Here is a 20577-nt window from a genome sequence, read left to right on the forward strand (position 1 = left end):
GCAAGCTAACAGATCACGGAAGCGATCCCTACCGACTTGCCCGCTCCCGCTGCATCATCCTTCAGCCATGGCGTGCACCGGGTGTCCAACAGGTCTGGTCAGGCATTGGCTTCCAGCCAGGCGACGAGTTCGGCGCGTCGCGGATGCGGCTTGCCAGCTGGCGGGAGCAGCATGGTCAGACGGTCGCTGCTGGGAAGCTCGTCGGCGAAGGGGGCAACCAGCCGCCCATCGGCGAGATAGGGCGCAATGAGGCTCCTGCGACCGATCAAAACACCAGCGCCGCCGAGCGCCGCATCGAGCGCCAGCGCATAGAGCGAATAGGACGGGCCGCGACCGGGATCGATCCCGCCCACACCGGCATGACTCAGCCAGCGCGCCCAGTCGCTGCGCCAGACTGCGTCGTGCAGCAGGGTCTGGCCGGCGAGATCGGCCGGTGTGCGCAGCTTGCGGGCGAGGGCGGGGGCGCAGACCGGGAACAGGCTGTCCTCGCCAAGCGTGAGCGCGTTGATCGGCGGTTTGGCGAGGTAGAACAGCGCCAGATCGAAACTCTCGTGCCGGCCTGCCGGTGGTTCCTCCATCGCGCTGATCGAGACGGCGAGGCCGGGAAAGGCCTGCTGCAGCGCCGGCAGGCGCGGCGATAGCCAGAGCTGGGCGATGCAGGGCAGGGCAGCGATGGCGAGCGCCCGGCCGGCATGGCTCGCCTTGAGCTCTTGCACGGTCAAAGCGAGCGCGTCGAAGGCGGCGCTGAGCCGGGGACGCGCGTCCCGGGCGGCCTCGGTCAGCGCGACGCCCTGCGGCAGTCGCCGGAACAGAGTCAGGCCGAGAAAGGCTTCGAGATGCCGAACCTGCTGGGCGATGGCGCCTTGCGTCACCCCGATCTCCTCGGCCGCCCGCGAGAAGCTGCCGAGCCGCGCCGCGGCCTCGAAGGCACGCAGCGCATTGAGCGGTGGCAAGGGCGGGCGGGGCGGTCTGACGGGCATGGGCGGCACGAGGTTTCAGGCCTAGATTTTCTAGCCCTGCCGGCGACGATAACTGGTTTGCACAAGCGTCTGCAAATCGCTGCAATGGCCGCACGAAACAACACTCTGCGGGGATGGCGATGACGGTGAAACTGGCGCGGCGCGGCTGGGTGCCGGCGGCGAGCGAGGATTATGTGCAGGGGATCGCCGGTGAGGTCGCCGGCCAGGACCGCGCGGCGCGCGAGGAGAGGCTCGCCAACCTCGTCGTCGAGAACCGCACCATCCACGAGCGCGACTGCGTCAACCTCAACCCGGCAACGAACGTCATGAACCCGCGCGCCGAGGCGGTGCTGGGGCAGGGACTCGGCACGCGCCCCTCGCTCGGCTATCCCGGCGACAAATACGAGATGGGCCTCGAGGCGATCGAGCAGATCGAGGTGATGGCGGCCGAGCTTGCAGCGCAGGTCTTCGGCGCGTCCTATGCCGAGATCCGCGTGCCGTCCGGTGCGATCGCCAATCTCTATGTCTTCATGGCGGCGGCCAGGCCCGGCGATGTCGTGATCGCACCGCCGCCCGCGATCGGCGGCCATGTCACCCATCACGGTGCCGGCGCTGCCGGGCTCTATGGCGTCGTCACCCATCCCGCGCCGATCGATGCCGAGGGCTACACGGTCGATGTCGAGAAGCTGCGCGAGGATGCGCGGCGGCTTCGGCCGAAAGTCATCAGCATCGGCGGCAGCCTCAATTTGTTCCCGCATCCGATCCGCGAGATCCGCGCCATCGCCGACGAGGTCGGCGCGATCGTGCTGTTCGACGCCGCCCATCTCTCCGGCATGATCGCTGGCCACGGCTGGCAGCAGCCGCTGGAGGAGGGCGCTCACGTCATGACGATGAGCACCTATAAGAGCCTGGGCGGCCCGCCCTCCGGCCTGATCGTCACCAACGATGCCGGCCTCGCCGAGAAGCTCGACGCGATCGCCTATCCTGGCCTCACCGCCAATTTCGATGCGGCGAAATCGGCGGCGCTGGCGATCACCATGATGGACTGGCAGGAGTTCGGCCGCGACTACGCCGCGATGATGGCGGCGACGGCAAAGGCGCTCGCCGAGGCTCTCACGGAGCGGCAGGTGCCTGTTTTCGCCCGCGATCGCGGCATGACCACCTCCCACCAGTTCGCGATCGAGGCGGCGTCCTATGGTGGCGGGCAGGCGGCGGCGAAGCGGCTGCGTGCCGTCAATATTCTGAGCTGCGGCATTGGCCTGCCGATCGCGGAGGTCGACGGCGACGTCAACGGCCTCAGGCTCGGCACGCCCGAGATCGTCCGCTTCGGCATGAAGCCCGAGCACATGCCCGAGCTCGCCGGCTATATTGCCGACGGGTTGTCGGGTGCGCGCCCGGACGAGGCGATCGCCCGCGATGTGACGGCCTTCCGCCGGCGGTTTGGGAAGCTGCATTATGTGAGGTGACGTCGTAGCGCGTCATTCTCGGGCGAAGCGCAGCGCAGACCCGAGAATCTCGTGACGAGAAGGCGCTGTGTGGCGCCTCTTCCGGCCTGAGATGCTCGGGTCAAGCCCGAGCATGACGCTGGTCATACCGCTCCAGCATTTCGGAGCGCAGCGCCTCTTCCCCGATCACCTGCGCGGCGCCGAGCCAGGCCGCTTCGATCTCACCCGCCGCATTGCGGACCAGGCGGGCCGGCTCGCCCGGGCTGGCGAAGGCCGAGGCTTTGACGATGCGGCCCTGGTCCTCGCCCTCCGGCACGATCTCGCCGGCGTCGAAGAAGGGGTTGTACAGCGCCGGATTGGCCATCAGCACCTTGCCGTCGACCGGCACGAGGTCGCCGGCGCCCCAGATCGTCCAGAGGCGCTTGCGCCAGCGCTCGGTCGCTGGCGTCGGCGCGCCATGTTCGGCGAAGGTCCGGAAAATCTGGATCACGCCGTCGAGCCAGGGGTGGGCGAGGCCGTCGATGGCATTGGTCAGGACCGAGACGGTGAGGCCCTGTTCAGGCACGGTGGCGGTGCGGGTGATGAAGCCCTGGAAGCCGCCGGAATGGCCGACCCAGTCCCAGCCATCGCCGCCGCCCGATATGGTGCCGAGGCCGTAATGGCGCCCCAGGCTGCTCTCGGCGTCGGGCCAGAGCCGGCGCGTCATCTCGCGGCGGCTGAGCTCTGACAGCACGCTGCGCTCGGCCTTGGGGGAAAGCTGGGCAATGTAGCGGGCGATATCGGCCGCGGTCGCGACGAAGCCGGCGGCCGAGACCATGGCGTTGCCGGGATTGTCGGCCGGGATCACCACACGCCGGCCGAGCGGCTGCGTGCCGCTATGGCCCTTCGCCATCGGCCCGTTCCAGAGCGTGATGTCGGGCCTGGTCTCCTTCAGCCCGGCAGGCGTGACGATCTCGCGGGCGATCCAGTCGGCGTAAGGCTCGCCGGTCACCGCTTCGATGACGAGGCCGAGCAGGCCGAAGCCGTGATTGGAATATTTGAGGCGCTGCGAAGCCGGGAAGACAGGCGGCCTGGCGAGGTCGGCAAGCAGCTCGTCCTTGCGCAGATAGGGCTTGCGATCGAAGAACTGGCCGCAGTCGACGCCGTCGCGCAGGAGCCCGGCACTGTTGGAGAGAAGCTGCGTCAGCGTCACCGCCGCGACTTCGGGGTGCAGGCCCTCGACATAGGCGCCGGCCTTGTCGTCGAGCCGCAGGTGCCCTTGTTCGGCGAGGCGCAAGATACCGGCGGCGGTGAAGCTCTTCGAATGCGAGGCGATCCGGAAGCCATGGCGCGGCGTCAGCGCCTCGCCGGTCGAGAGGTCGGCGCTGCCGAAGGCGGCTTCGAGGACGATCTCGCCATCGTCGGCGATCGCGACCGCGCAGCCGGGCTGGTCATGGAGGCGGCGCTGGAATTCGAGCCAGCTTGCGACATAGTCGAGCGCGGCGGGCAACCAGGGCTTCATCGGGGAATCCATCCTTAGGCGGGCTGAACCGAAGCTTGGCACAGGCGATGATGCCGCGTCAGCGCCGCGAAGCGCAGGAGCCATGCATTGTTGGCGGAAACGCCTTCGTCCTTGCCCTCGCGGCTCACGCGTGGCATCCGTCCGCGCCACACATAAGGATCGTTACCGTGGACAAGACCGAACTCGCCAAGCTCGAAGCCTATCTCCGTCGCACCTTCGCCAACCACAATATCAGCGTGCGCGCGCGGCTGAAGAAGACCGATTCGGCCGAGGTCTACCTCGCCGACGAGTTCATCGGCATCATCCATGTCGACGACGAGGACGGCGACCGCTCGTTCAACTTCACCATGGCGATCCTCGACGTCGATCTCGAGGATTGAGATCGCAGGGCTGCGCTCAGCGCATCAGCCCGTCGATCGTGCGGCGCACGCCGCCGAGCATGATCTGCCAGTCGGCCACGATGGCGCGCGGGAAGCGGATGTTCACATCGACGCCGCGATGGCGGAAGGTCACGCGGCAAGGCTCGTCGAGGCCGCTCTGGGCGGTCTCGACCGGGCAACGCGCCGCAAAGCCGCGCGCATCCGGCACCGAGACGTAGAGCTCGTCGCCCTCATAGGGCGAGCCCTTGCGGAAGCCGCGCACCACCAGCCCGCCCGGATTGGACCAGACCGTCGGCGTCAGGAAACGGGCATAGGTCGAGAGCTGCGTTGCCGGCTCGTTGACCTTGTCCGGCGGGCTCAAGGTCACCAGCAGACGGTGCCTGGTGTCGGGCATCACCGGCCCGAGGCTCGGCCAGTCCAGTCGCAGGCGTGCCATGCCGACCAGGCGTCCATCCTCGCCATCGGCGCCGGTCAGGTTTTCCGGGATCGCCAGCACGACCTCGCCGACCCGCGACGCCTGCAGGTCGGTGCCGGCGTCGGGATTGGGGCGGGTGGCGAACAGGGCAAGGCCGGTGCCGGCGAGCCCGAGGACGACGATGGCGGCTGCAAGCCGCAGCAACGCCCGGTCGCCGCGCGGCAAGACCGGCGCTGGGCGACGCTTCAGATGATTGCGGATCAGCGCTGCGACATCGGTGGCGCTGCTGAGCGGTTGGCCCTGGTCGGGCGCGGCGTAGAGGCTCATCGGATTCGTCCGTGGGGGCCGATGCGTGGCCCTGTCCGGAGACTCAACCAGAGCCGCCTTAACACCCCGTAAACCATGTCCGGGCCGGCGTGGTTAACCATTGGTTAAAGCTTCGCTTCCGCGTTGAGCGACCTTGCGCCATGGTTCGCCAGCAGCCGCTGGAAGCCGTGTCCGTGACGCTCGAACCATCTGCCATCGAAGCCCTGAAATCGCTGGTCCTCGGCTTCGCCTTCGCCGGGTTGCTGGCGAGCGCCTTCGAACTGTTCACGCAGAAGCGCGTCGGCTTCGAGCTGCTGCAAAGCGGTGGTGTCGGCGCGGTGGCGAGTGTGCCGGTGGTGGTGTTCAGCGCGCCCTTCCTGATCCTGCGCAACACGGTGCGCGGCCGGCGGATCGAAGGGCGGCCGTTTTTCTTCGTCATGGCCGCGAGCATGATCGCCTCGCTCTGGAGCCTGATCAGCGGCCGGGTCGTGCTCGACATGCTGATGATGCTTGGCGCCGCTTGACGGGCAGGGCGCCGGCCCTGCAATCCTCCAGAGCAATTCCAGCAAAAGTGCGTAGCGGTTTTTGCGCGCGGAATTGCGAGAAACCAAAGAGATAGAGCTTTGGAGGCGATTTGTATTCGCCAGAAGAGCTCTAAATGAAACTTCGGAGGATACGCCATGCCGCTCTATTCGCTCGACGGGACCGAGCCCGAGACGCCGCCGGAAGGGCAGTGGTGGCTGGCGCCCGACGCCCACGTGATCGGCCGCGTCCGGCTGGCGAAGGATGTCGGGATCTGGTTCGGCGCGGTGCTGCGCGGCGACAATGAGTGGATCGAGATCGGCGAGGCCACGAACATCCAGGAAGGCTGCGTGCTCCACACCGACATGGGCGCGCCGCTCAGGATCGGCGCCGGCTGCACCATCGGCCACCGCGCCATCCTGCATGGCTGCATCATCGGCGAGAACAGCCTGATCGGTATGGGCGCGACCGTGCTCAACCATGTGAAGATCGGCCGGAACTGCCTGGTCGGCGCCAATGCGCTGGTGACCGAGGGCAAGGAATTTCCGGACAATTCGCTGATCGTCGGCTCGCCGGCGCGCGCGATCCGCACGCTCGACGAAGCGGTGGCCGCGGGCCTGCGTGCCTCGGCTGCAGGCTATTCCGAGCGCTGGAAGCAATTCGCCAAGGGCATGAAGCGGATCGACTGACCGCTCTGCTCCGCAGTTCCGCTACCTTCAAAAAAGAAGCGGGCCGGCTCCCGGGGAAGGAGCCGGCCCTGGACGATGCCCGGTCGGGGACGGGTGGGTGGGGACGTGACCGGACTCGTCGTCTGGTGGCGAAGCCCGTCTAGACTTCGCCGGTCTCGTATTCGCGCCGGGTTTCGTCCCCGCCCGACGCGTTGTCTGGTTCAGCGCAGCGAAGCCACCGTCGAGGTCGAGAGGCCGCCGAGCGAGGCCCAGCCTGTACGGGCCTGGGATTCGCGCTTGACGTAGGTGTAGCCGGTCTGGCTCCACGGCAGGATCGCGTTGCGCTTGTTGTCGAGGATGAAATCGCCGCGGTCGGTGCGGATCATCAGCACGGCATGGCCGGCATTCTCCTCGTCGATCACGACGGTGACGCGCATGGCCCGGCGTGGCAGGCCGGCCTCGGCCAGGCGCTGGCGCTTCAGCAGGACATAGTCCTCGCAGTCGCCCTTGCCGTCGGTCGGGATATCCCAGCGGTCGACCACGCCCCAATGGTCCTGGTCGGTGACGGCCTCGATCTCGCGATTGGCCTTGAGATTGGCGGCGACGATCAGCTTCCAGGTCTTGGCCGTCAGCTCGATCTGCTCTGCCTCGCGGGTGTCGACGGCGCATTCGCTTGGGCTGCGCTTGCAGAAGTCGACCCAGGCGTAAGGCGCCCGGGCCTCGCCGCCGGCGACGATCGGCGCGCTGGCGACCGGCACGCCGCTCGTCTGCTGCGCCTCAGCGCCGGTCACGCCGGCGAGGGTAATGATGGTAGCAGCGGCCAGGCCGCGAAATCCCCGAAAACCCGAAAACATGTCGTCCCCTTTCCTGTCCCGGGAACGACCATGCTCTTGGGCTGTAGAGATCGCTTGAAATGAAAGCGCGCAATTTTACTGAAATCGAGCCTATTGAAGATCAAAGTACTTACAGAAAATAAGGTATAAAATCGATGGTAAGATTTCTTAGCGCTCGTGTCAGAGATCATTAACTATGCGTTTTCTTAACCGTCTAGTCTCTTAACCATAGAGGTGAGGCCCGTAATACCTGGTCAAGGATTGCAGCGCCCGGCGGCTAAGACAGGGCTGGGCCGCCCCATTTTCCGGCCGGAGCGCGAGCAGGGAGAGAGATTGCCATTGGTCGTCGGGGAGAGTTGGTCGCCCCCGCGCCTTCTACGGCCGGGCTGGCCTTCGTCCGCGTCGCTTTCCCACATGCGAAGAGGGGCTTCGCGGGGACTTTTTCTACCGCAGATCGCAGGAGCTGCGAACCATGGCGAGCCGCTGCGCGGTCTGCGTGAACGCGAGATGCAGCGCTGCCTGGATTGTCTTGAAGGTTAAGCTGAAAGGAAAGAAGCGCTGGTCCGCGCTCAGAGCTCGAGATTCTCGTCGAGCACGTCGGCCGAGAGCGGCATGCGGAACTGGGCGGCGTAGCCGCCGTCGAAGCGGCGCACGATCATCGCCGCGGTACTGCCGAGCCGGACCGCCGTGCCCATCTCGAATTGGTGATCGCTGGCGAAGGCTGCGCCCGAGAGCGAGATGTCGATCAGCCGGACCGCATGCTCGCTGCCGTCTTCCTGGGTAATGATGCAGCGCGGGTTGCGCGGGATGATGCGCTCATGGCGCCGATCCTCGGGCAGGCCGAGCTCGTCGCGATTGGCGAGCCAGGTCAGCTGTGCGGTGAATTTCTCGCGTTTGCGGCTTGTCGCGGTGATGGTCATCGCGAATCCGGCGGGGGTGGTGCGTACCGCCGTGCCCTCGATTCGTCCGAGATGCTCCAGGTAGACAATGACGCGGTCACCGATCATCGGCTTGGCCGGCGCGACCATGTGCAGGCCGCCCGGCGAGATGTCGGTGGTCTGGCAGGGATATTCCATGCGGTTGGGCAGCATGTAGCGTCCAAGCAGGACGACTTTCATGCGCTGATGGCGCCGGCGCTCGACCGGGACCGAGCCCGTCTTTGGATTGTGGGGCGCCGTGAGCATTGCAAACTCTGTTTCTACCAGAGTGATGCTACCGGCTCGCGGGTTAAGAGCACGTTAGAGCGTTCTCACACACGTCCACCGGGTAGGAGCATCAGCTTCGGCCGCTTGTCCTGGGCAGCAGCTTCGGTCGGGCGCTGCGTGCGCGCATCGGGCCAGATCATCCTGAGCGAGATCATCCGCATCGATTCGAGTGTATCGAGGCCGAGCCATTCCGGCGACAGCGCCGGCGAGAACGCGCCGAGGATGCGGGCATGCGTCCGTCCGCGATAGCGCAGTGGCAGCAGCAGCAGCTCGAGATGGACGCTCGCGCCGTTCTGCGTCTGGGCCGAAAGCCCGGCGACGGCGCCCGCAGTTTCGTCCATCACGGTCTGGACCAGGCGGCGCATGTCGCCCTGCGCCTCGACATCGGGCCAGAGCGCCGCGAAGGCGCGCCCGCGCAGTTCGCGCCCGAACAGGGCGCAGAGCCGCGTTCCGGCCAGGCGGAAGACCGGCCCGATCGGCTCGTTCTCCAGCACGAAGGTGTCTGCCAGCGCATGGCGCAGTGCGCCCGGCTCGATCTCGCCCCGTTCGGGGGCGCTCCGGTCGCCGCGCAGCATGTCCCAGTAGTCGAAAACCAGGCGGGTGCTCGGATTCTTCATGTCGTGTCCAGTCCGGTCTGCGCTGTCCCTGTTCGTGCGAAGGCGTTTCAAATCGGATCGCTTTCGTTCGAGCTGGGGACTGTCGGGCCCTTGCGAATCGGCAGGACGCAGCCCGCATGCCGTCTTGCCACGCGACCCGGACAGGGGGAGGCGGCAGGGGTCGTTAAGGTTAAGCAACGGTTAAGCTTGTGGAAGATCCCTAAAATGCCGCATAAATCTCCTGTCGAATTCGAGCCCGCACCAAGCGTCCGGGCTCACGGGAAAAGGCGGAGGCGCGGGGGCGTGACCGGCCGGGGAGGAAAGGGGAGAGCGCTCGCTCTCCCCTTTTCTGTTGCCTGCCGCAGGCCCATGCGCCAGTGAGGTCGCGATGTCGGCGAACCCAGACGATCCATATGGCCCGCCAGTGCGCGAGCCGGTCTTCAATCTGCCCGGCGTCATCGTCTGGCTGATCGCGGCCCTGGCGCTGATCCAGGGCGCACGCGAGCTGCTCAGCGAGCGCGACGATTTCCTGCTCGTCTCCTGGCTGTCTTTCGTGCCGGCGCGCTTGACGCTCTGGTTCGCTCCGGAGCGCCTGGAGGAGATCGCCCGCTCGCTCGGCACCTCCGGCACGCCCGATTTCGTCCAGCGCCTGCAATTGGTCCGCCTGCTGCTGGCCGATGGCGGCGGCCAGCTCTGGACCCTGCTCAGCTATGGGCTGCTGCATGGCTCCTGGCTGCATCTGGTCTCGAACGTCGTCTGGCTGGCCGCCTTCGGCAGTCCGGTGGCACGCCGGCTCGGGGCTGGGCGCTTTCTGCTGCTGATGGCGGTGTCCACGATCGCCGGTGCCCTGTTGCACTGGTGGTCGCGCGAGCTCGACGTCTTGCCGCTGGTTGGCGCTTCGGCCGGTGTCTCGGGCGCGACGGCTGCGGCGATCCGCTTCGTCTTCTCGCCGGGCGTGCATTTCGGCGGGCTTGGCCATGACGAGGTGGTCCGTGCGATTCCGGCCGAGCGGCTCGGCGGTCTCTGGCGCAATTCGCGGGCGTTGCTGTTCGTGGTGATCTGGTTCGTCACCAACATCCTGTTCGGTGCCGGGCTGGTGCCGATCCTCGGCGAGGAGACCAGCATCGCCTGGGAGGCGCATATCGGCGGCTTCCTCGCCGGGCTTCTGCTGTTCCCGCTGCTCGATCGGGGGCCGGTCCGCCGCTAGAGCAGGATGCGAAAAAGTGGGAACCGGTTTTTCGCATAGATCCTGCTCTAACTCTTTGATGAGAGACGGATTCAGATTTCAGATGGCATCGCTTTGCGATTCCATCTGAAATCATCCGGCTCTAGAGCACGCTCCGATCAGCTGGCATCGCAAGCTGATCGGTGAATCTGTCTCTAGCCGCAACCGCAGCGCGCAGGCTTTCGACGCGAGCGCCTTGCCGTCGCCTCAGACTTCGCTCACAGTCGAATGAGTCCAAGCTGGCGTCGTATCGCGGACGCAACGATCCGCGTTCCGGCGCTGCTTCCGTCGAACCCATCAAACGAGCACCGGTCAACGGTGCCGCTACCGTTGGAGGAGAAGTCGATGAACGTCGTTCATATTCTCGGCAACAAGGGCGCAGAGGTGATCTCGGTGCAGCCCCACCGGACGCTTGGCGAAGCGGCGCGGACCTTGGCGGAGAAGCGGATCGGCGCGGTGGTTGTGACCGGCGCCGATGGCAGTCTGCTCGGCATCCTGTCGGAGCGCGACATCATCAAGGCCTTGGGCACGGATGGCGCCGCGGCGTTGGAGACGCCGGTGTCGCGGGCCATGACCGCCAAGGTTGTGACCTGCCGGCCGGACACCAGCGTCGACGATCTGATGGAGATCATGACCTCGGGCCGCTTCCGGCATGTGCCGGTGGTCGATAACGGCCGGGTCGCCGGCATCGTCTCGATCGGCGACGTGGTCAAGCATCGCGTTGCCGAGATCGAGGCCGAGAGCCGGGCGATGCGCGACTATATCGCGATGGCGTGAGGCACCGAGTCGCGACCTGCCGCTAGTTCAGCGGCAGGTGGTTGGCTGCGACGATCGCGGCGATCTCGTCCAGCGCGCGTTCCGCCGCTTGCCGGCCGAGCGCGATCGCTTCGTCGGCGCGGTGGAAGTCGAACAGGCCGACGCGGCCGAGCTTGGGGCCGATCATCACATCGGGTGGATCGCCGGCGAGACGCGAGCGCGAGATTCGATCCTGGGTGATGTTGAAGGCGTCGATCATCACGCCGGCGAGGCCCGGCTGCTGCTCGTGATTGGCCTTGCCGACGATGCCGCGCATGCGCTCGCGCATGCCGCCGAACCAGCCGGTCGCCGGGCGCTGCTCGGGCGCCGGCTCCGGGTCCGGATCGGCGCCGTAGGACTGGATCACCGTGCCGCGGCCGGTCATGTCGCTGTTCAGATTGACGCAGAGCACGACGTCGGCGCCGAGCGCACGCGCCACCGTGACCGGCACCGGGTTGACCAGCGCCCCATCCATCAGCCAGCGACCGCCGAGCTTCACCGGGTCGAATACGCCGGGCAGCGCGTAGGAGGCGCGCAGTGCGTCGACCAGCGAGCCGCGGGTCAGCCAGATCTCATGGCCGGTGCCGAGTTCGGTTGCGACGGCGGCGTAAGTCTGCCTGAGATCGCTGATCTGCAGGCCGGCGAGGTCGCGTTCGAGCAGGCGCTTCAGTCGGCCGCCCGAGATCAACCCGGCGCCACCGAGATGGAAATCCATCAGCCCGACGACGCGGCGCTTGGTCAGGCCGAGCGCGAATTCGCGCAGCGGCTCCATCTTACCGGCGGCGTAGCAGCCGCCGACCACCGCGCCGATCGAGGTGCCGGCGATCACTTCGGGCGCGTAGCCCGCCTCGGTGAGGACATCGAGGACGCCGATATGCGCCCAGCCGCGCGCGGCGCCGCCGCCGAGGGCGAGGCCGATCCGCGGCCGGCTAAGGCGCGGAGCGGGTTCTGAAACGAGATCGTTCATCGCAGCTCCGCCGCCGCCAAATCCAAAGGCCCGTCTGGCGATGTTCTCCAGTCTCATCGGCGCGATCCCTCCGCGGGAGGACCTCAGGATCACGCCAGCCGATGAGCGAAAGATGAACGGCGCCGGGACCCTAGGCGGCTATCAGTCGCTTTTGAAGGAAACATGAAAGCTTGGTGAAAGGATTGCCAACGAAGCAGGCCGCGGCGGGTCAGAAGGTCAGTGGTCCGTCCGCGGCGGTGCCGACCGGCTTAACCCGATAGAAGCAGCTATGGCGGCCCGTGTGGCAGCAGCCGCCATCGCCGCCGACATTGACCTTGATCCAGATCGCGTCCTGATCGCAGTCGATCCGCATCTCGACGATGCTCTGCAACTGCCCGGAGGTCTCGCCCTTGCGCCAGAGCGCCTGGCGCGAGCGCGACCAGTACCAGGCTTCGCCAGTCTCGATGCTCAGGCGCAGCGATTCGGCGCTCATATGCGCGACCATCAGCACCTCGCCGGTCACAGCGTCGGTGGTGACGCAGGTGACGAGGCCGTCGCGATCGAACTTGGGGGCAAGGACCGGGCCCTCTTCGATCTCGGCTTTGGCTGAAAGGGTGGGGAAGGCGGTCATGAGAGGATCCTGAGAGTAGCGCCTCGCATATAGGACGCGGAAAGCGCGCCGTCATCGCCTCTCCGTCATTCTCGGGCGGAGCGAAGCGCAGACCCGAGAATCTCAGGCCCAGAAGACACCGGTTTCCGAGATGCTCGGGTCAAGCCCGAGCATGACGTGTGGACGACGGGTGCTGTCGCTTCACAGCCCCGGCGACTTCACCATGGTGAAGAAGCGCACCTGCTCGGCCGGATCGCGGAAGCGGCCGGTGTACTGCGTCGTCATCGTCGATGAGCCCTGCTTCTGCACGCCGCGCATCGACATGCACATGTGCTCGGCCTCGACCAGGACGGCGACGCCGCCCGGTTTGAGCGTCCGCTCGATCGCCTGGGCGATCTGCGCCGTCATCGTCTCCTGCGTCTGCAGGCGGCGTGCATAGACCTCGACGACGCGGGCCAGCTTCGACAGGCCGACGACGCCACCGTTCGGGTAATAGCCGATATGGACCTTGCCGACGAAGGGCACCATGTGGTGCTCGCAATGCGAATAGAACGGGATGTCGCGGACGAGGACCATGTCCTTGTAGCCGTCGACCTCCTCGAAGACCCGTTCGAGCATGTCGCCCGCGTCCTCGCGATAGCCCTTGTAGAACTCACGATAGGCCTTGGCGACGCGCTGCGGCGTATCGAGTAACCCCTCCCGCGACGGATCGTCGCCGGCCCAGCGGATCAGCGTGCGCACGGCCTCCTCGGCCTCGACCTGCGTCGGCTGGGTGATGATGAACTTGTCTGCGGAGGGGCTGCGCGCCCGCTCTACGGACAAGGACTTAACCACATTATCCATGTGGAGCCTCCCGTTTCGGTTGCACCGGTCTTGCGACCGGCAGGTCAGACAAGTTCGCCCGCTCGTCCAGCGAAATGACACGCTCTCCCTAAGAGCGCATCGGCACTCTATATTGGTTGCGAAAGCCGGCAACTCCAGACCCCGGCCGGGGCAACCCATGCTGAACGACGTCTACAACAAGCGAATCCTGGAATTGGCAGGAAACATCCCGCTGCTCGAGCGCCTATCGGCGCCCGATGCGACGGCGACGGCCCATTCGCGCCTCTGCGGCTCGACGGTCACGATCGACCTGACCATGGACGAGGATGTCGTCACCGGCTTCGGCCACGATGTCCGTGCCTGCGCGCTCGGCCAGGCCTCGTCCTCGATCATGGCGCGCCATGTCGTCGGCTCGACTGCCGCCGAATTGCGCGAGGTCCGCGAGCAGGCCCGCGCGATCCTCAAGGAGGGAGCGGAGCCGCCGCCTGGAAAATGGGCGGACCTCTCCGTGCTCGTGCCGGTGCGCGACTTCAAGGCGCGCCACGCCTCGACCATGCTGACCTTCGACGCGGTGGTCGACGCGATCGGCCAGATCGAGGCGAAGCGGCGCGAGACGGTGGCGGGCTGAAGGTTATTTCAGCCCGAACGCCTGGCGGATTTCCGGCTTCGTCTCGTCATAGCGGACCTTGAAGGCCTTCTCTGCCAGCAGCGCCTTGGCGACGACGCGGCCGATCTTGTCGCCGGCTTCCAGGTCGGTGGGATAGTGGAAGCCGCAGATGAGACGGCTTTCGTCATAGCTTTTCACCCGCTCCTCGAACTTGTCGGCGAGCTCGGGGACAGCGTCCGAGAGCAGCGTGGCATAGAGCGCCGCGGTCGCGGCATGTGCCGAGGGGAAGGAGGTTCCTTCCGGCCGTCCGCCGGGGCAGGGCTTGACCCTGACCTTGTTCCACATCTGGAACGGCCGGATGCGGCTGGTCAGGCGGTTGACGCTCTTCAGGAGGATGGCGAGCTCGACCTGCGCCTCGCGCATCAGCAGCCGCGTTTCGCGATGGGTGCCGTCGATATAGTTGTGGTCCATGCCTTTCAGGAAGGCATTGAACGTCTGGTACTGGTCGGCGATAGCCTGCTTCTCGCGCTCCGGCGTGCGGGCCGAGGAGAGGGCGAGCACCTTCTCGAACTCGGCGCGATGCTCCGGCGAGTTCTGTGCCGGGGGCAGGCCCATCACCTTGGTGACGTCGATTTTGGCGGCGTCGAGCCAGATCAGATAGGCTCGCTGCTGTGCCGCCGCGGGCGTAGCCAGGGCGAGAGCGAGCAGCGGCCCGCAGAGGGCGGTGGCGGAGGCAAGGAAGCGTGCGCGCATCATGACCAGGATCTGGGAAGGCGGGATCGAAGAGGGGCGATGGAAGTTCGGCTGGAGGGAGTCGGCAGGGTTCAGCCGAGTCATACTTGCCTAAACATGCTGAAAAAAGCCTTTCATGGCGACGGGCATTTATGCGCCTGCCGCGCCGGGGCGCGCATCTGCTGATCCGCGGCTACCAGCTCAGCCTGTCCCTGCTGATCGGCCGGCAATGCCGGCACTGGCCGTCCTGCTCGGAATATACCGACGAGGCGATCCAGCGGCACGGCCTCTGGGCCGGCGGCTGGGTCGGCTTCGCGCGCATCTGCCGCTGCACGCCGCTCGGCACGTCGGGGATCGACATTGTCTGCGAGGAGCTGCCGCCGGAGGGAGCCTGGTACAAGCCCTGGGCCTATGGCCGCTGGCGTGGGGTCAACGCGCCGCCGGTCGAACTGGACGAGCCAGCGGAGCGAGCCGATACCTCCTCGTAAGCGGCGCGGGTCATCCCGGACGGAGCGAAGCGGAGATCCGGGATCCATTCCGGAGCCTTTCCGATAGAGGTTCCGGAATGGATCCCGGGTCTCCCTGCGGTCGCCCGGGATGACACGATCTGAAAGTAGAACGCGAGGTCATCGAGGCGAAACGGCGATTGCCTGTACCGTCCTGCTCGTATAGGCCCGCCGGGCGCGCGCCGATCCGGCTGCCGGCCGCGCCCCTCAAAGCAGCCGGCCTTGGCTTACGGGGCTTGTATCCCCGAGTGAGCAGGAGTCGATCGATGACGATCTCCCTGACATTTCCCGATGGCGCGCAGCGCGAATTTCCTTCCGGCATCACCGGCAAGGAGCTTGCCGGTGGCATTTCGCCCTCTCTCCTGAAGCGTACGGTTGCGATGGCGCTCGACGGCGTGGTCGTCGACCTCGCCGATCCGATCACCGCCGATGCGAAGATCGAGTTCCTCAACCGCGAGGATCCGCGCGCGCTGGAATTGATCCGGCACGACTGCGCTCACGTTCTCGCCGAAGCGGTCCAGGAACTCTACCCCGGCACGCAGGTGACGATCGGCCCGGTCATCGAGAACGGCTTCTTCTACGATTTCTTCCGCAACGAGCCGTTCTCGCCGGAGGATTTCGCGCCGATCGAGAAGAAGATGCGCGAGATCGTCGCGCGCGACAAACCCTTCACCAAGGAGGTCTGGAGCCGCGACAAGGCCAAGGCGTTCTTCAGGGACAAGGGCGAGGCCTTCAAGGTCGAGCTGGTCGACGCGATCCCGGAAGACCAGACGCTGAAGATGTATGCGCAGGGCGACTGGATCGACCTCTGCCGCGGCCCGCACATGACCTCGGTCGGCAAGGTCGGCAACGCCTTCAAGCTGATGAAGGTGGCCGGCGCCTATTGGCGTGGCGACAGCAAGAACCCGATGCTGACGCGCATCTATGGCACCGCCTTCGCCCGGCAGGAGGAGCTCGACGCCCATCTCAAGCAGATCGAGGAAGCCGAGAAGCGCGACCATCGCCGGATCGGCCGCGAGATGGACCTGTTCCACTTCCAGGAGGAGGGGCCGGGCGTCGTCTTTTGGCACTCCAAGGGCTGGCGGCTGTTCCAGGAGGTGCTGACCTATATGCGCCGGCGGCTGGCCGCCGACTATGAGGAGGTCAACGCCCCGCAGGTGCTCGACAAGTCGCTCTGGGAGACCTCGGGCCACTGGGGCTGGTACCAGGACAACATGTTCGCGGTGAAGTCGGCCTCGGCTTTCGAGAATCCGAACGATCCGACGCGCGACCAGAAGGTCTTCGCGCTGAAGCCGATGAATTGCCCGGGCCATGTCCAGATCTTCAAACACGGCCTGAAGAGCTATCGCGACCTGCCGATCCGGCTCGCCGAATTCGGCAACGTCCACCGCTACGAGCCTTCCGGCGCGCTGCACGGGCTGATGCGGGTGCGCGGCTTCACCCAGGACGACGCGCACATCTTCTGCACCGAGGAGCAGCTCGCGGCCGAGTGCATGAAGATCAACGACCTGATCCTCTCGGTCTACGAGGATTTCGGCTTCACCGAGGAGCTCGTGATCAAGCTCTCGACGCGGCCGGAGAAGCGCGTCGGCTCCGACGCGGTCTGGGACCATGCCGAGGACGTCATGACCAGGGTGCTGGAGACGATCGCCAAACAGTCCGGCAACCGGATCAAGACCGAGATCAATCCGGGCGAGGGCGCTTTCTACGGGCCGAAGTTCGAGTATGTGCTGCGCGACGCCATCGGCCGCGACTGGCAATGCGGCACGACGCAGGTCGACTTCAACCTGCCGGAGCGCTTCGGCGCCTTCTATATCGGCTCGGACGGCGAGAAGAAGCAGCCGGTCATGGTCCATCGCGCCATTTGCGGCTCGCTGGAGCGCTTCGTCGGCATCCTGATCGAGCACCATGCCGGGCATTTTCCGCTCTGGCTGGCGCCCGAGCAGATCGTCGTCGCGCCGATCACCTCGGAGGCGGATGCCTATGGTGAGGAGGTCACCATGGCGCTGCTCTCGGCCGGTCTGCGTGCCCGCGCCGACCTGCGCAACGAGAAGATCAGCTACAAGGTGCGCGAGCACTCGCTGGCCAAGGTCCCGGTCATCCTCGCCGTCGGCAAGCGCGAGGCCGAGGAGAAGACCGTGACCGTGCGGCGCCTCGGCAGCCAGGCCCAGACGGTGATGAGCCTCGACGCCGTTGTCGCGGCGCTGGTCGAGGAGGCGACGCCGCCCGATCTCGCCCGGAAGCGGAAGGCCAGGGCGGCCATCTAGCGCGAGACTGCGTGCCGGCGATTGAATGCCGCCGGCACATGCGAGAGAATGTTGTTTGGCCTCGGACGCTTCTTGCGCCGGAGGCCAAGCAGTGTTCCGTCGGGTAACGTGGGATCAATCATGATCATCGCGACGATGGCCTCGCCGGTGCTCGGAGCTGAGTTTGCGGGGAGCCGACCGTGAGGCGCTTGAAGACCCTGAGCTGCATTGCCTCGATCCTCTACGGCCTGGGCGGCGTTGCCCGAGCAGAATCCACTTTCTTCGAGATCGGCGGCGATGCCCAATTCGCTTCCTACCGCGATATCGTGCGCCGTTATGTCCTTGAGAAGAGCAAAGCGAAAAGAAGCGAGATCTGCGTGATCGGCTTCGTCGCAGGAGACAACAGCCGGGCCGCGTGGGTGATCTGGCGCGCGGCGCGACAGGTCATTCTGCTAGAGCCAGGCTCGGATGACCTAACGTTTTCGCGCCGTGTGATCGATCTGAGAAAGGATGTGGTCGCTGACGAGCAGGCCCTGAAAGGCAGCACCTATCGCGTAACTCGCAAATGGGTCGCTGATCTCACCGGTGATTGCGAGGCCAGAGGGCAGCGCATGACTATACAACGCTGAAACCGCTTCTATGATGCCCCTTGCAACCTGGGGCTGTTTCGATGACCAAGCTTGCTTTACCAGCCCGCAACACGGATGCGGGAGCTGAGGTTCGGTTGCTTCTCGCCGAAGCACGCGGACCAGCATTCTCAAGCTATGTTTTCAGTGAATCCGAGAACGCGATGAAGCATATGGATCGCGTTCTCAACAATCGCTTGAGCAATAGACCTGCTCAATTCGGCGCTCCCGGCGCGACGAGCATTACCGATATTATCAAGGCAAAGGGGCAGTTCGCAGGATTTGAGAAGTATCCCATCTATGATGCGAGTATAAGTACTCGATTGCAAAAGATGCTTGATATCGCCAATAACAATAAGGATCGCCGCGCGCAAGAATTTGCCGATTTCGTTGAGGCGGCTATCGCGATTGCAACCAGTTCGATGATGATTGCTGAACCTTCGACGGGCATTCTGGCGGGGTGGAGAACGGGCGGCGCCTCGTCTCCAGGCGGCAGCTTCAAAAAGCACGCGACCATCGGTGGGATCGATTTCTATTTTATCTGACCGCGGGACGAATTGCATTTAAAGCGTCGCCTGCTGAACTTCACCAAGCCACACCACGAACGGCTCGCCAAAACCCGTCAGCCCATGCCAAATGGCCCGCATGCTGACGGGTTCCTATCGCAAACGGCTTGAAGCCGATCTGGGTCGCTGGGTGGGCGAGGGGCTGATCGCCCCTGAGAGCGCCGCCACCATCCGCCGTTCGCTGGCGCAGGAGGGCGGCGGCTTCAAGCTGCCGGCCCTGATCGGCCTGTTCGGCGGCCTGTTGATCGCCTCCAGCGTCTCTGCCTTCGTCGCGGCGAACTGGGAGGAAATCCCCCGCGTTGCGAAGCTCGTGATGATCCTGCTCGGCCTCGCCGGTGCGCTCGGCGTCTCGGCTCGGCTGCAGAGCCGTGGCTCGACCGGCGGCGCCGATGCCGCCGCGACCTGCGGCACGCTGATCTTCGCCGCCGGCGTCGCCCTTGTCGGCCAGATGTATCATCTGCCGACCGACTGGCCGGGCGGCGCGCTGCTGGTTGCGCTGGGCGCGCTGATCGTCGCCTTCCTGCTGCGCTCGAACGGCGCGCTCATCATCGCGATCGTTGGGATCGGCTGCTGGGCCGGCGGCCGCTGGGATGAAGGCGAGGGCAGGGCGCACCTGCTGTTCTGGCTGCCTTTCCTGCCGGCGCTCTGGCTGGCCGCGACCCGGCACAACCGCCTCGTCCACCATGTCGCGGCGCTGGCGCTGCTCGGCTGGTTCGCGACGCTGCCGGGCCAGCCGGCCTTCCTGCGCTTCGACTACGGCCTGCTTGCCTATGGCCTCGCGGTTTCCGCGCTGTTCGTCGCGCTCGGCGCGCTGGCGCTCGACCGGGGCGGGCCGGGCCTGCTCACCGCCTTCCTGCCCTGGGGGCTGATCGGCCTGATCCTGTCGCTCAATGTCGAGCTGATCCGCATCCTCGAACCGAGCGAGGCACGCGCCGGCACGGCTCACTCGCTGAACTATTTCGCCTATGCGCTGGCGCTGCCGGCGGTAGTCGGCCTCGGCCTGCTGGCGCGCGAGCGCCGCTTCGCCTGGCCGCTGGCGGCGGCACTCGTCATGTCGCTGCTGGTACCGGTGCTGTTCTGGAGCGGCGGCGCGGTCAGCATGGCCGGCAAGATCGTCGTGGCGGCGCTGATCCTCTCGATCGCGATCGGCATCGTCGTTGCTGGTGCCGGTGGCGGCGTGCGCCGGCTCAGCGTCGCCGGCTCGCTGCTTTTCGCCATCGCGATCGTGACCCTGCTCTGGCAGACCATCGGCACCTTGCTCGATCAGTCGCTGTTCTTCCTGGTCGGCGGCGCGGCCCTCATCGCGATCGCCAGCGGGATGCGCCGGCTCCTCGCCAAATTCAGCAAGCCGGCGGAGGCCGCGCCGTGATCCGCTTGCCCTCCGCCGATGCCTTCATCGGCCGCGTCTCTCCGCTCTGGCGCGGGCTTGCCGCCATCATCCTGCTCTGCGGGCTGATCCTCGCCCTGGTCGAGTCGCGCGCCGGCATCCTGCGCTCAGGCACCGAGATCCGGCTGGCGACGGCGCCGGTCGATCCGCGCGACCTGTTCCGCGGCGATTATGTCATCCTCGGCTACAAGATCAGCACGCTCGATCTCTCCAAGCTCGATGGCGACAAGAGCTTCGAACGCAACCAGACGGTCTTCGTCCGCGTCGCGCCAGGTGCCGACGGGTTGGCCGAGGCGAAGGGCGTCTATCTCGCCCGTCCGGCCGCCGGCGCCGGCGAGACCGTGATCGAGGGCAAGGTCGCCTCGGCCGGCGCCTGCGTCGCCAATGCCGATGGCGATCCCGATTGCAATGCCGGCCGCCGTGCCATCCGCGTCACCTACGGGCTCGAGAGCTATTTCGTGCCTGAAGGCACCGGCCGCGCCATCGAGACGACCGAGCGCAAGCGGCTGGAGATCGTCGCCGCCGTGTCGAGCTCCGGGCAGGCGGCGATCAAGCGCCTGCTGATCGACGGCAAGCTCGTCCATCAGGAGCCGCCTTACTAGCGCTGGGCCATTATGGCGACGCAGGCAGTTCCCACGCCGCCCGTCCCGGTCTAGAGGATCAGCCGATTCCACAACGG

General features: G+C 66.2%; 23 protein-coding genes. 13 read left to right on the plus strand and 10 right to left on the minus strand.

All coding sequences use genetic code 11. From position 1 onward, the window contains the following. Positions 1–98: 98 nt before the first annotated feature. Complete coding sequence (locus GV161_RS21735) at positions 99–980, minus strand: LysR substrate-binding domain-containing protein (protein ID WP_152014250.1); 882 nt, start codon at positions 978–980, stop codon at positions 99–101. 119 nt (positions 981–1099) lie between these two features. On the opposite strand from GV161_RS21735, the gene GV161_RS21740 reads away from it, so the two are divergent. Then, positions 1100–2425: an aminotransferase class I/II-fold pyridoxal phosphate-dependent enzyme gene (locus GV161_RS21740; RefSeq protein ID WP_152014251.1), complete on the plus strand. Its 1326-nt coding sequence runs from the start codon at positions 1100–1102 to the stop codon at positions 2423–2425. 100 nt (positions 2426–2525) lie between these two features. Here GV161_RS21740 and GV161_RS21745 read toward each other — a convergent pair whose 3' ends face one another. After that, positions 2526–3905, minus strand: coding sequence for a serine hydrolase domain-containing protein (locus GV161_RS21745; RefSeq protein WP_152014252.1), 1380 nt, complete (start codon positions 3903–3905; stop codon positions 2526–2528). A gap of 167 nt (positions 3906–4072) precedes the next feature. Between GV161_RS21745 and GV161_RS31215 the strand changes: the two genes are divergently transcribed. Continuing rightward, the gene (locus GV161_RS31215) at positions 4073–4285 is read left to right on the plus strand and encodes a DUF3126 family protein (RefSeq protein ID WP_057192263.1); all 213 of its coding nucleotides are present in this window, start codon (positions 4073–4075) and stop codon (positions 4283–4285) included. A gap of 16 nt (positions 4286–4301) precedes the next feature. On the opposite strand, the gene GV161_RS21755 is transcribed toward GV161_RS31215, so the two are convergent. Next, entirely contained in the window at positions 4302–5027 is a 726-nt protein-coding gene (locus GV161_RS21755) for a hypothetical protein (protein ID WP_152014253.1), read from the minus strand. Positions 5028–5200: 173 nt separating this feature from the next. Here GV161_RS21755 and GV161_RS21760 point away from each other — a divergent pair, with 173 nt between their 5' ends. Continuing rightward, on the plus strand, positions 5201–5530 hold the full coding sequence (locus GV161_RS21760) for a hypothetical protein (protein WP_152014920.1): 330 nt from the start codon (positions 5201–5203) through the stop codon (positions 5528–5530). A gap of 156 nt (positions 5531–5686) precedes the next feature. Further along, on the plus strand, positions 5687–6217 hold the full coding sequence (locus GV161_RS21765) for a gamma carbonic anhydrase family protein (protein WP_152014254.1): 531 nt from the start codon (positions 5687–5689) through the stop codon (positions 6215–6217). Between the two features lie 200 nt (positions 6218–6417). On the opposite strand, the gene GV161_RS21770 is transcribed toward GV161_RS21765, so the two are convergent. The 3 genes from GV161_RS21770 to GV161_RS21780 form a co-directional block, all read right to left on the minus strand. After that, positions 6418–7050: a transglutaminase-like cysteine peptidase gene (locus GV161_RS21770; RefSeq protein WP_152014255.1), complete on the minus strand. Its 633-nt coding sequence runs from the start codon at positions 7048–7050 to the stop codon at positions 6418–6420. Positions 7051–7598: 548 nt separating this feature from the next. Beyond that, positions 7599–8213, minus strand: a complete 615-nt coding sequence (locus tag GV161_RS21775; protein WP_152014256.1) for a PilZ domain-containing protein — start codon at positions 8211–8213, stop codon at positions 7599–7601. Positions 8214–8278: 65 nt separating this feature from the next. After that, entirely contained in the window at positions 8279–8851 is a 573-nt protein-coding gene (locus GV161_RS21780) for a PAS domain-containing protein (protein ID WP_152014257.1), read from the minus strand. Positions 8852–9218: 367 nt separating this feature from the next. On the opposite strand from GV161_RS21780, the gene GV161_RS21785 reads away from it, so the two are divergent. Both GV161_RS21785 and GV161_RS21790 read left to right on the plus strand, forming a co-directional pair. After that, a complete protein-coding gene (locus GV161_RS21785; RefSeq protein ID WP_152014258.1) occupies positions 9219–10037 on the plus strand; it encodes a rhomboid family intramembrane serine protease in 819 nt (272 codons plus the stop codon). Positions 10038–10400: 363 nt separating this feature from the next. Further along, a complete protein-coding gene (locus tag GV161_RS21790; RefSeq protein WP_091829964.1) occupies positions 10401–10832 on the plus strand; it encodes a CBS domain-containing protein in 432 nt (143 codons plus the stop codon). Between the two features lie 22 nt (positions 10833–10854). Here GV161_RS21790 and GV161_RS21795 read toward each other — a convergent pair whose 3' ends face one another. The 3 genes from GV161_RS21795 to folE all read right to left on the minus strand — a co-directional run bounded on the left by GV161_RS21795 (position 10855) and on the right by folE (position 13249). Continuing rightward, positions 10855–11874, minus strand: coding sequence for a patatin-like phospholipase family protein (locus tag GV161_RS21795; RefSeq protein WP_152014259.1), 1020 nt, complete (start codon positions 11872–11874; stop codon positions 10855–10857). Positions 11875–12025: 151 nt separating this feature from the next. Continuing rightward, complete coding sequence (hisI, locus tag GV161_RS21800; protein ID WP_152014260.1) at positions 12026–12427, minus strand: phosphoribosyl-AMP cyclohydrolase; 402 nt, start codon at positions 12425–12427, stop codon at positions 12026–12028. A 180-nt stretch (positions 12428–12607) separates the two neighbouring features. Beyond that, the gene (gene folE / locus GV161_RS21805; protein ID WP_152014261.1) at positions 12608–13249 is read right to left on the minus strand and encodes a GTP cyclohydrolase I FolE; all 642 of its coding nucleotides are present in this window, start codon (positions 13247–13249) and stop codon (positions 12608–12610) included. A gap of 157 nt (positions 13250–13406) precedes the next feature. Between folE and GV161_RS21810 the strand changes: the two genes are divergently transcribed. Further along, positions 13407–13856: an iron-sulfur cluster assembly scaffold protein gene (locus tag GV161_RS21810; protein WP_152014262.1), complete on the plus strand. Its 450-nt coding sequence runs from the start codon at positions 13407–13409 to the stop codon at positions 13854–13856. 3 nt (positions 13857–13859) lie between these two features. Here GV161_RS21810 and GV161_RS21815 read toward each other — a convergent pair whose 3' ends face one another. Further along, complete coding sequence (locus tag GV161_RS21815) at positions 13860–14591, minus strand: phosphatase PAP2 family protein (protein ID WP_159650350.1); 732 nt, start codon at positions 14589–14591, stop codon at positions 13860–13862. Positions 14592–14719: 128 nt separating this feature from the next. Between GV161_RS21815 and yidD the strand changes: the two genes are divergently transcribed. The 6 genes from yidD to GV161_RS21845 all read left to right on the plus strand — a co-directional run bounded on the left by yidD (position 14720) and on the right by GV161_RS21845 (position 20500). After that, complete coding sequence (gene yidD, locus GV161_RS21820) at positions 14720–15055, plus strand: membrane protein insertion efficiency factor YidD (protein WP_152014264.1); 336 nt, start codon at positions 14720–14722, stop codon at positions 15053–15055. A gap of 284 nt (positions 15056–15339) precedes the next feature. Continuing rightward, positions 15340–17340 (plus strand): threonine--tRNA ligase, encoded by a 2001-nt coding sequence (thrS, locus tag GV161_RS21825; protein WP_152014265.1) that lies wholly within the window; start codon positions 15340–15342, stop codon positions 17338–17340. 188 nt (positions 17341–17528) lie between these two features. Then, complete coding sequence (locus GV161_RS21830; protein ID WP_152014266.1) at positions 17529–17948, plus strand: hypothetical protein; 420 nt, start codon at positions 17529–17531, stop codon at positions 17946–17948. A 41-nt stretch (positions 17949–17989) separates the two neighbouring features. Further along, a complete protein-coding gene (locus tag GV161_RS21835; RefSeq protein ID WP_152014267.1) occupies positions 17990–18490 on the plus strand; it encodes a hypothetical protein in 501 nt (166 codons plus the stop codon). 100 nt (positions 18491–18590) lie between these two features. Further along, entirely contained in the window at positions 18591–19880 is a 1290-nt protein-coding gene (locus GV161_RS21840; RefSeq protein ID WP_159650351.1) for a DUF2157 domain-containing protein, read from the plus strand. Then, on the plus strand, positions 19877–20500 hold the full coding sequence (locus GV161_RS21845) for a GDYXXLXY domain-containing protein (RefSeq protein ID WP_159650352.1): 624 nt from the start codon (positions 19877–19879) through the stop codon (positions 20498–20500). The genes GV161_RS21840 and GV161_RS21845 overlap by 4 nt, the downstream gene beginning before the upstream one ends. Positions 20501–20577 lie beyond the last annotated feature (77 nt).

This window comes from Bosea sp. 29B (assembly GCF_902506165.1).
GTDB lineage: Bacteria > Pseudomonadota > Alphaproteobacteria > Rhizobiales > Beijerinckiaceae > Allobosea.

Bases quoted from the DNA above. Each gene is read 5' to 3' on its own strand.
- GV161_RS21735 (WP_152014250.1), bottom strand. From the start codon at position 980: ATGCCCGTCAGACCGCCCCGCCCGCCCTTGCCACCGCTCAATGCGCTG.
- GV161_RS21740 (WP_152014251.1), top strand. From the start codon at position 1,100: ATGACGGTGAAACTGGCGCGGCGCGGCTGGGTGCCGGCGGCGAGCGAG.
- GV161_RS21745 (WP_152014252.1), bottom strand. From the start codon at position 3,905: ATGAAGCCCTGGTTGCCCGCCGCGCTCGACTATGTCGCAAGCTGGCTC.
- GV161_RS21755 (WP_152014253.1), bottom strand. From the start codon at position 5,027: ATGAGCCTCTACGCCGCGCCCGACCAGGGCCAACCGCTCAGCAGCGCC.
- GV161_RS21765 (WP_152014254.1), top strand. From the start codon at position 5,687: ATGCCGCTCTATTCGCTCGACGGGACCGAGCCCGAGACGCCGCCGGAA.
- GV161_RS21770 (WP_152014255.1), bottom strand. From the start codon at position 7,050: ATGTTTTCGGGTTTTCGGGGATTTCGCGGCCTGGCCGCTGCTACCATC.
- GV161_RS21775 (WP_152014256.1), bottom strand. From the start codon at position 8,213: ATGCTCACGGCGCCCCACAATCCAAAGACGGGCTCGGTCCCGGTCGAG.
- GV161_RS21780 (WP_152014257.1), bottom strand. From the start codon at position 8,851: ATGAAGAATCCGAGCACCCGCCTGGTTTTCGACTACTGGGACATGCTG.
- GV161_RS21785 (WP_152014258.1), top strand. From the start codon at position 9,219: ATGTCGGCGAACCCAGACGATCCATATGGCCCGCCAGTGCGCGAGCCG.
- GV161_RS21790 (WP_091829964.1), top strand. From the start codon at position 10,401: ATGAACGTCGTTCATATTCTCGGCAACAAGGGCGCAGAGGTGATCTCG.
- GV161_RS21795 (WP_152014259.1), bottom strand. From the start codon at position 11,874: ATGAGACTGGAGAACATCGCCAGACGGGCCTTTGGATTTGGCGGCGGC.
- hisI (WP_152014260.1), bottom strand. From the start codon at position 12,427: ATGACCGCCTTCCCCACCCTTTCAGCCAAAGCCGAGATCGAAGAGGGC.
- folE (WP_152014261.1), bottom strand. From the start codon at position 13,249: ATGGATAATGTGGTTAAGTCCTTGTCCGTAGAGCGGGCGCGCAGCCCC.
- GV161_RS21810 (WP_152014262.1), top strand. From the start codon at position 13,407: ATGCTGAACGACGTCTACAACAAGCGAATCCTGGAATTGGCAGGAAAC.
- GV161_RS21815 (WP_159650350.1), bottom strand. From the start codon at position 14,591: ATGATGCGCGCACGCTTCCTTGCCTCCGCCACCGCCCTCTGCGGGCCG.
- yidD (WP_152014264.1), top strand. From the start codon at position 14,720: ATGCGCCTGCCGCGCCGGGGCGCGCATCTGCTGATCCGCGGCTACCAG.
- thrS (WP_152014265.1), top strand. From the start codon at position 15,340: ATGACGATCTCCCTGACATTTCCCGATGGCGCGCAGCGCGAATTTCCT.
- GV161_RS21835 (WP_152014267.1), top strand. From the start codon at position 17,990: ATGACCAAGCTTGCTTTACCAGCCCGCAACACGGATGCGGGAGCTGAG.
- GV161_RS21840 (WP_159650351.1), top strand. From the start codon at position 18,591: ATGCTGACGGGTTCCTATCGCAAACGGCTTGAAGCCGATCTGGGTCGC.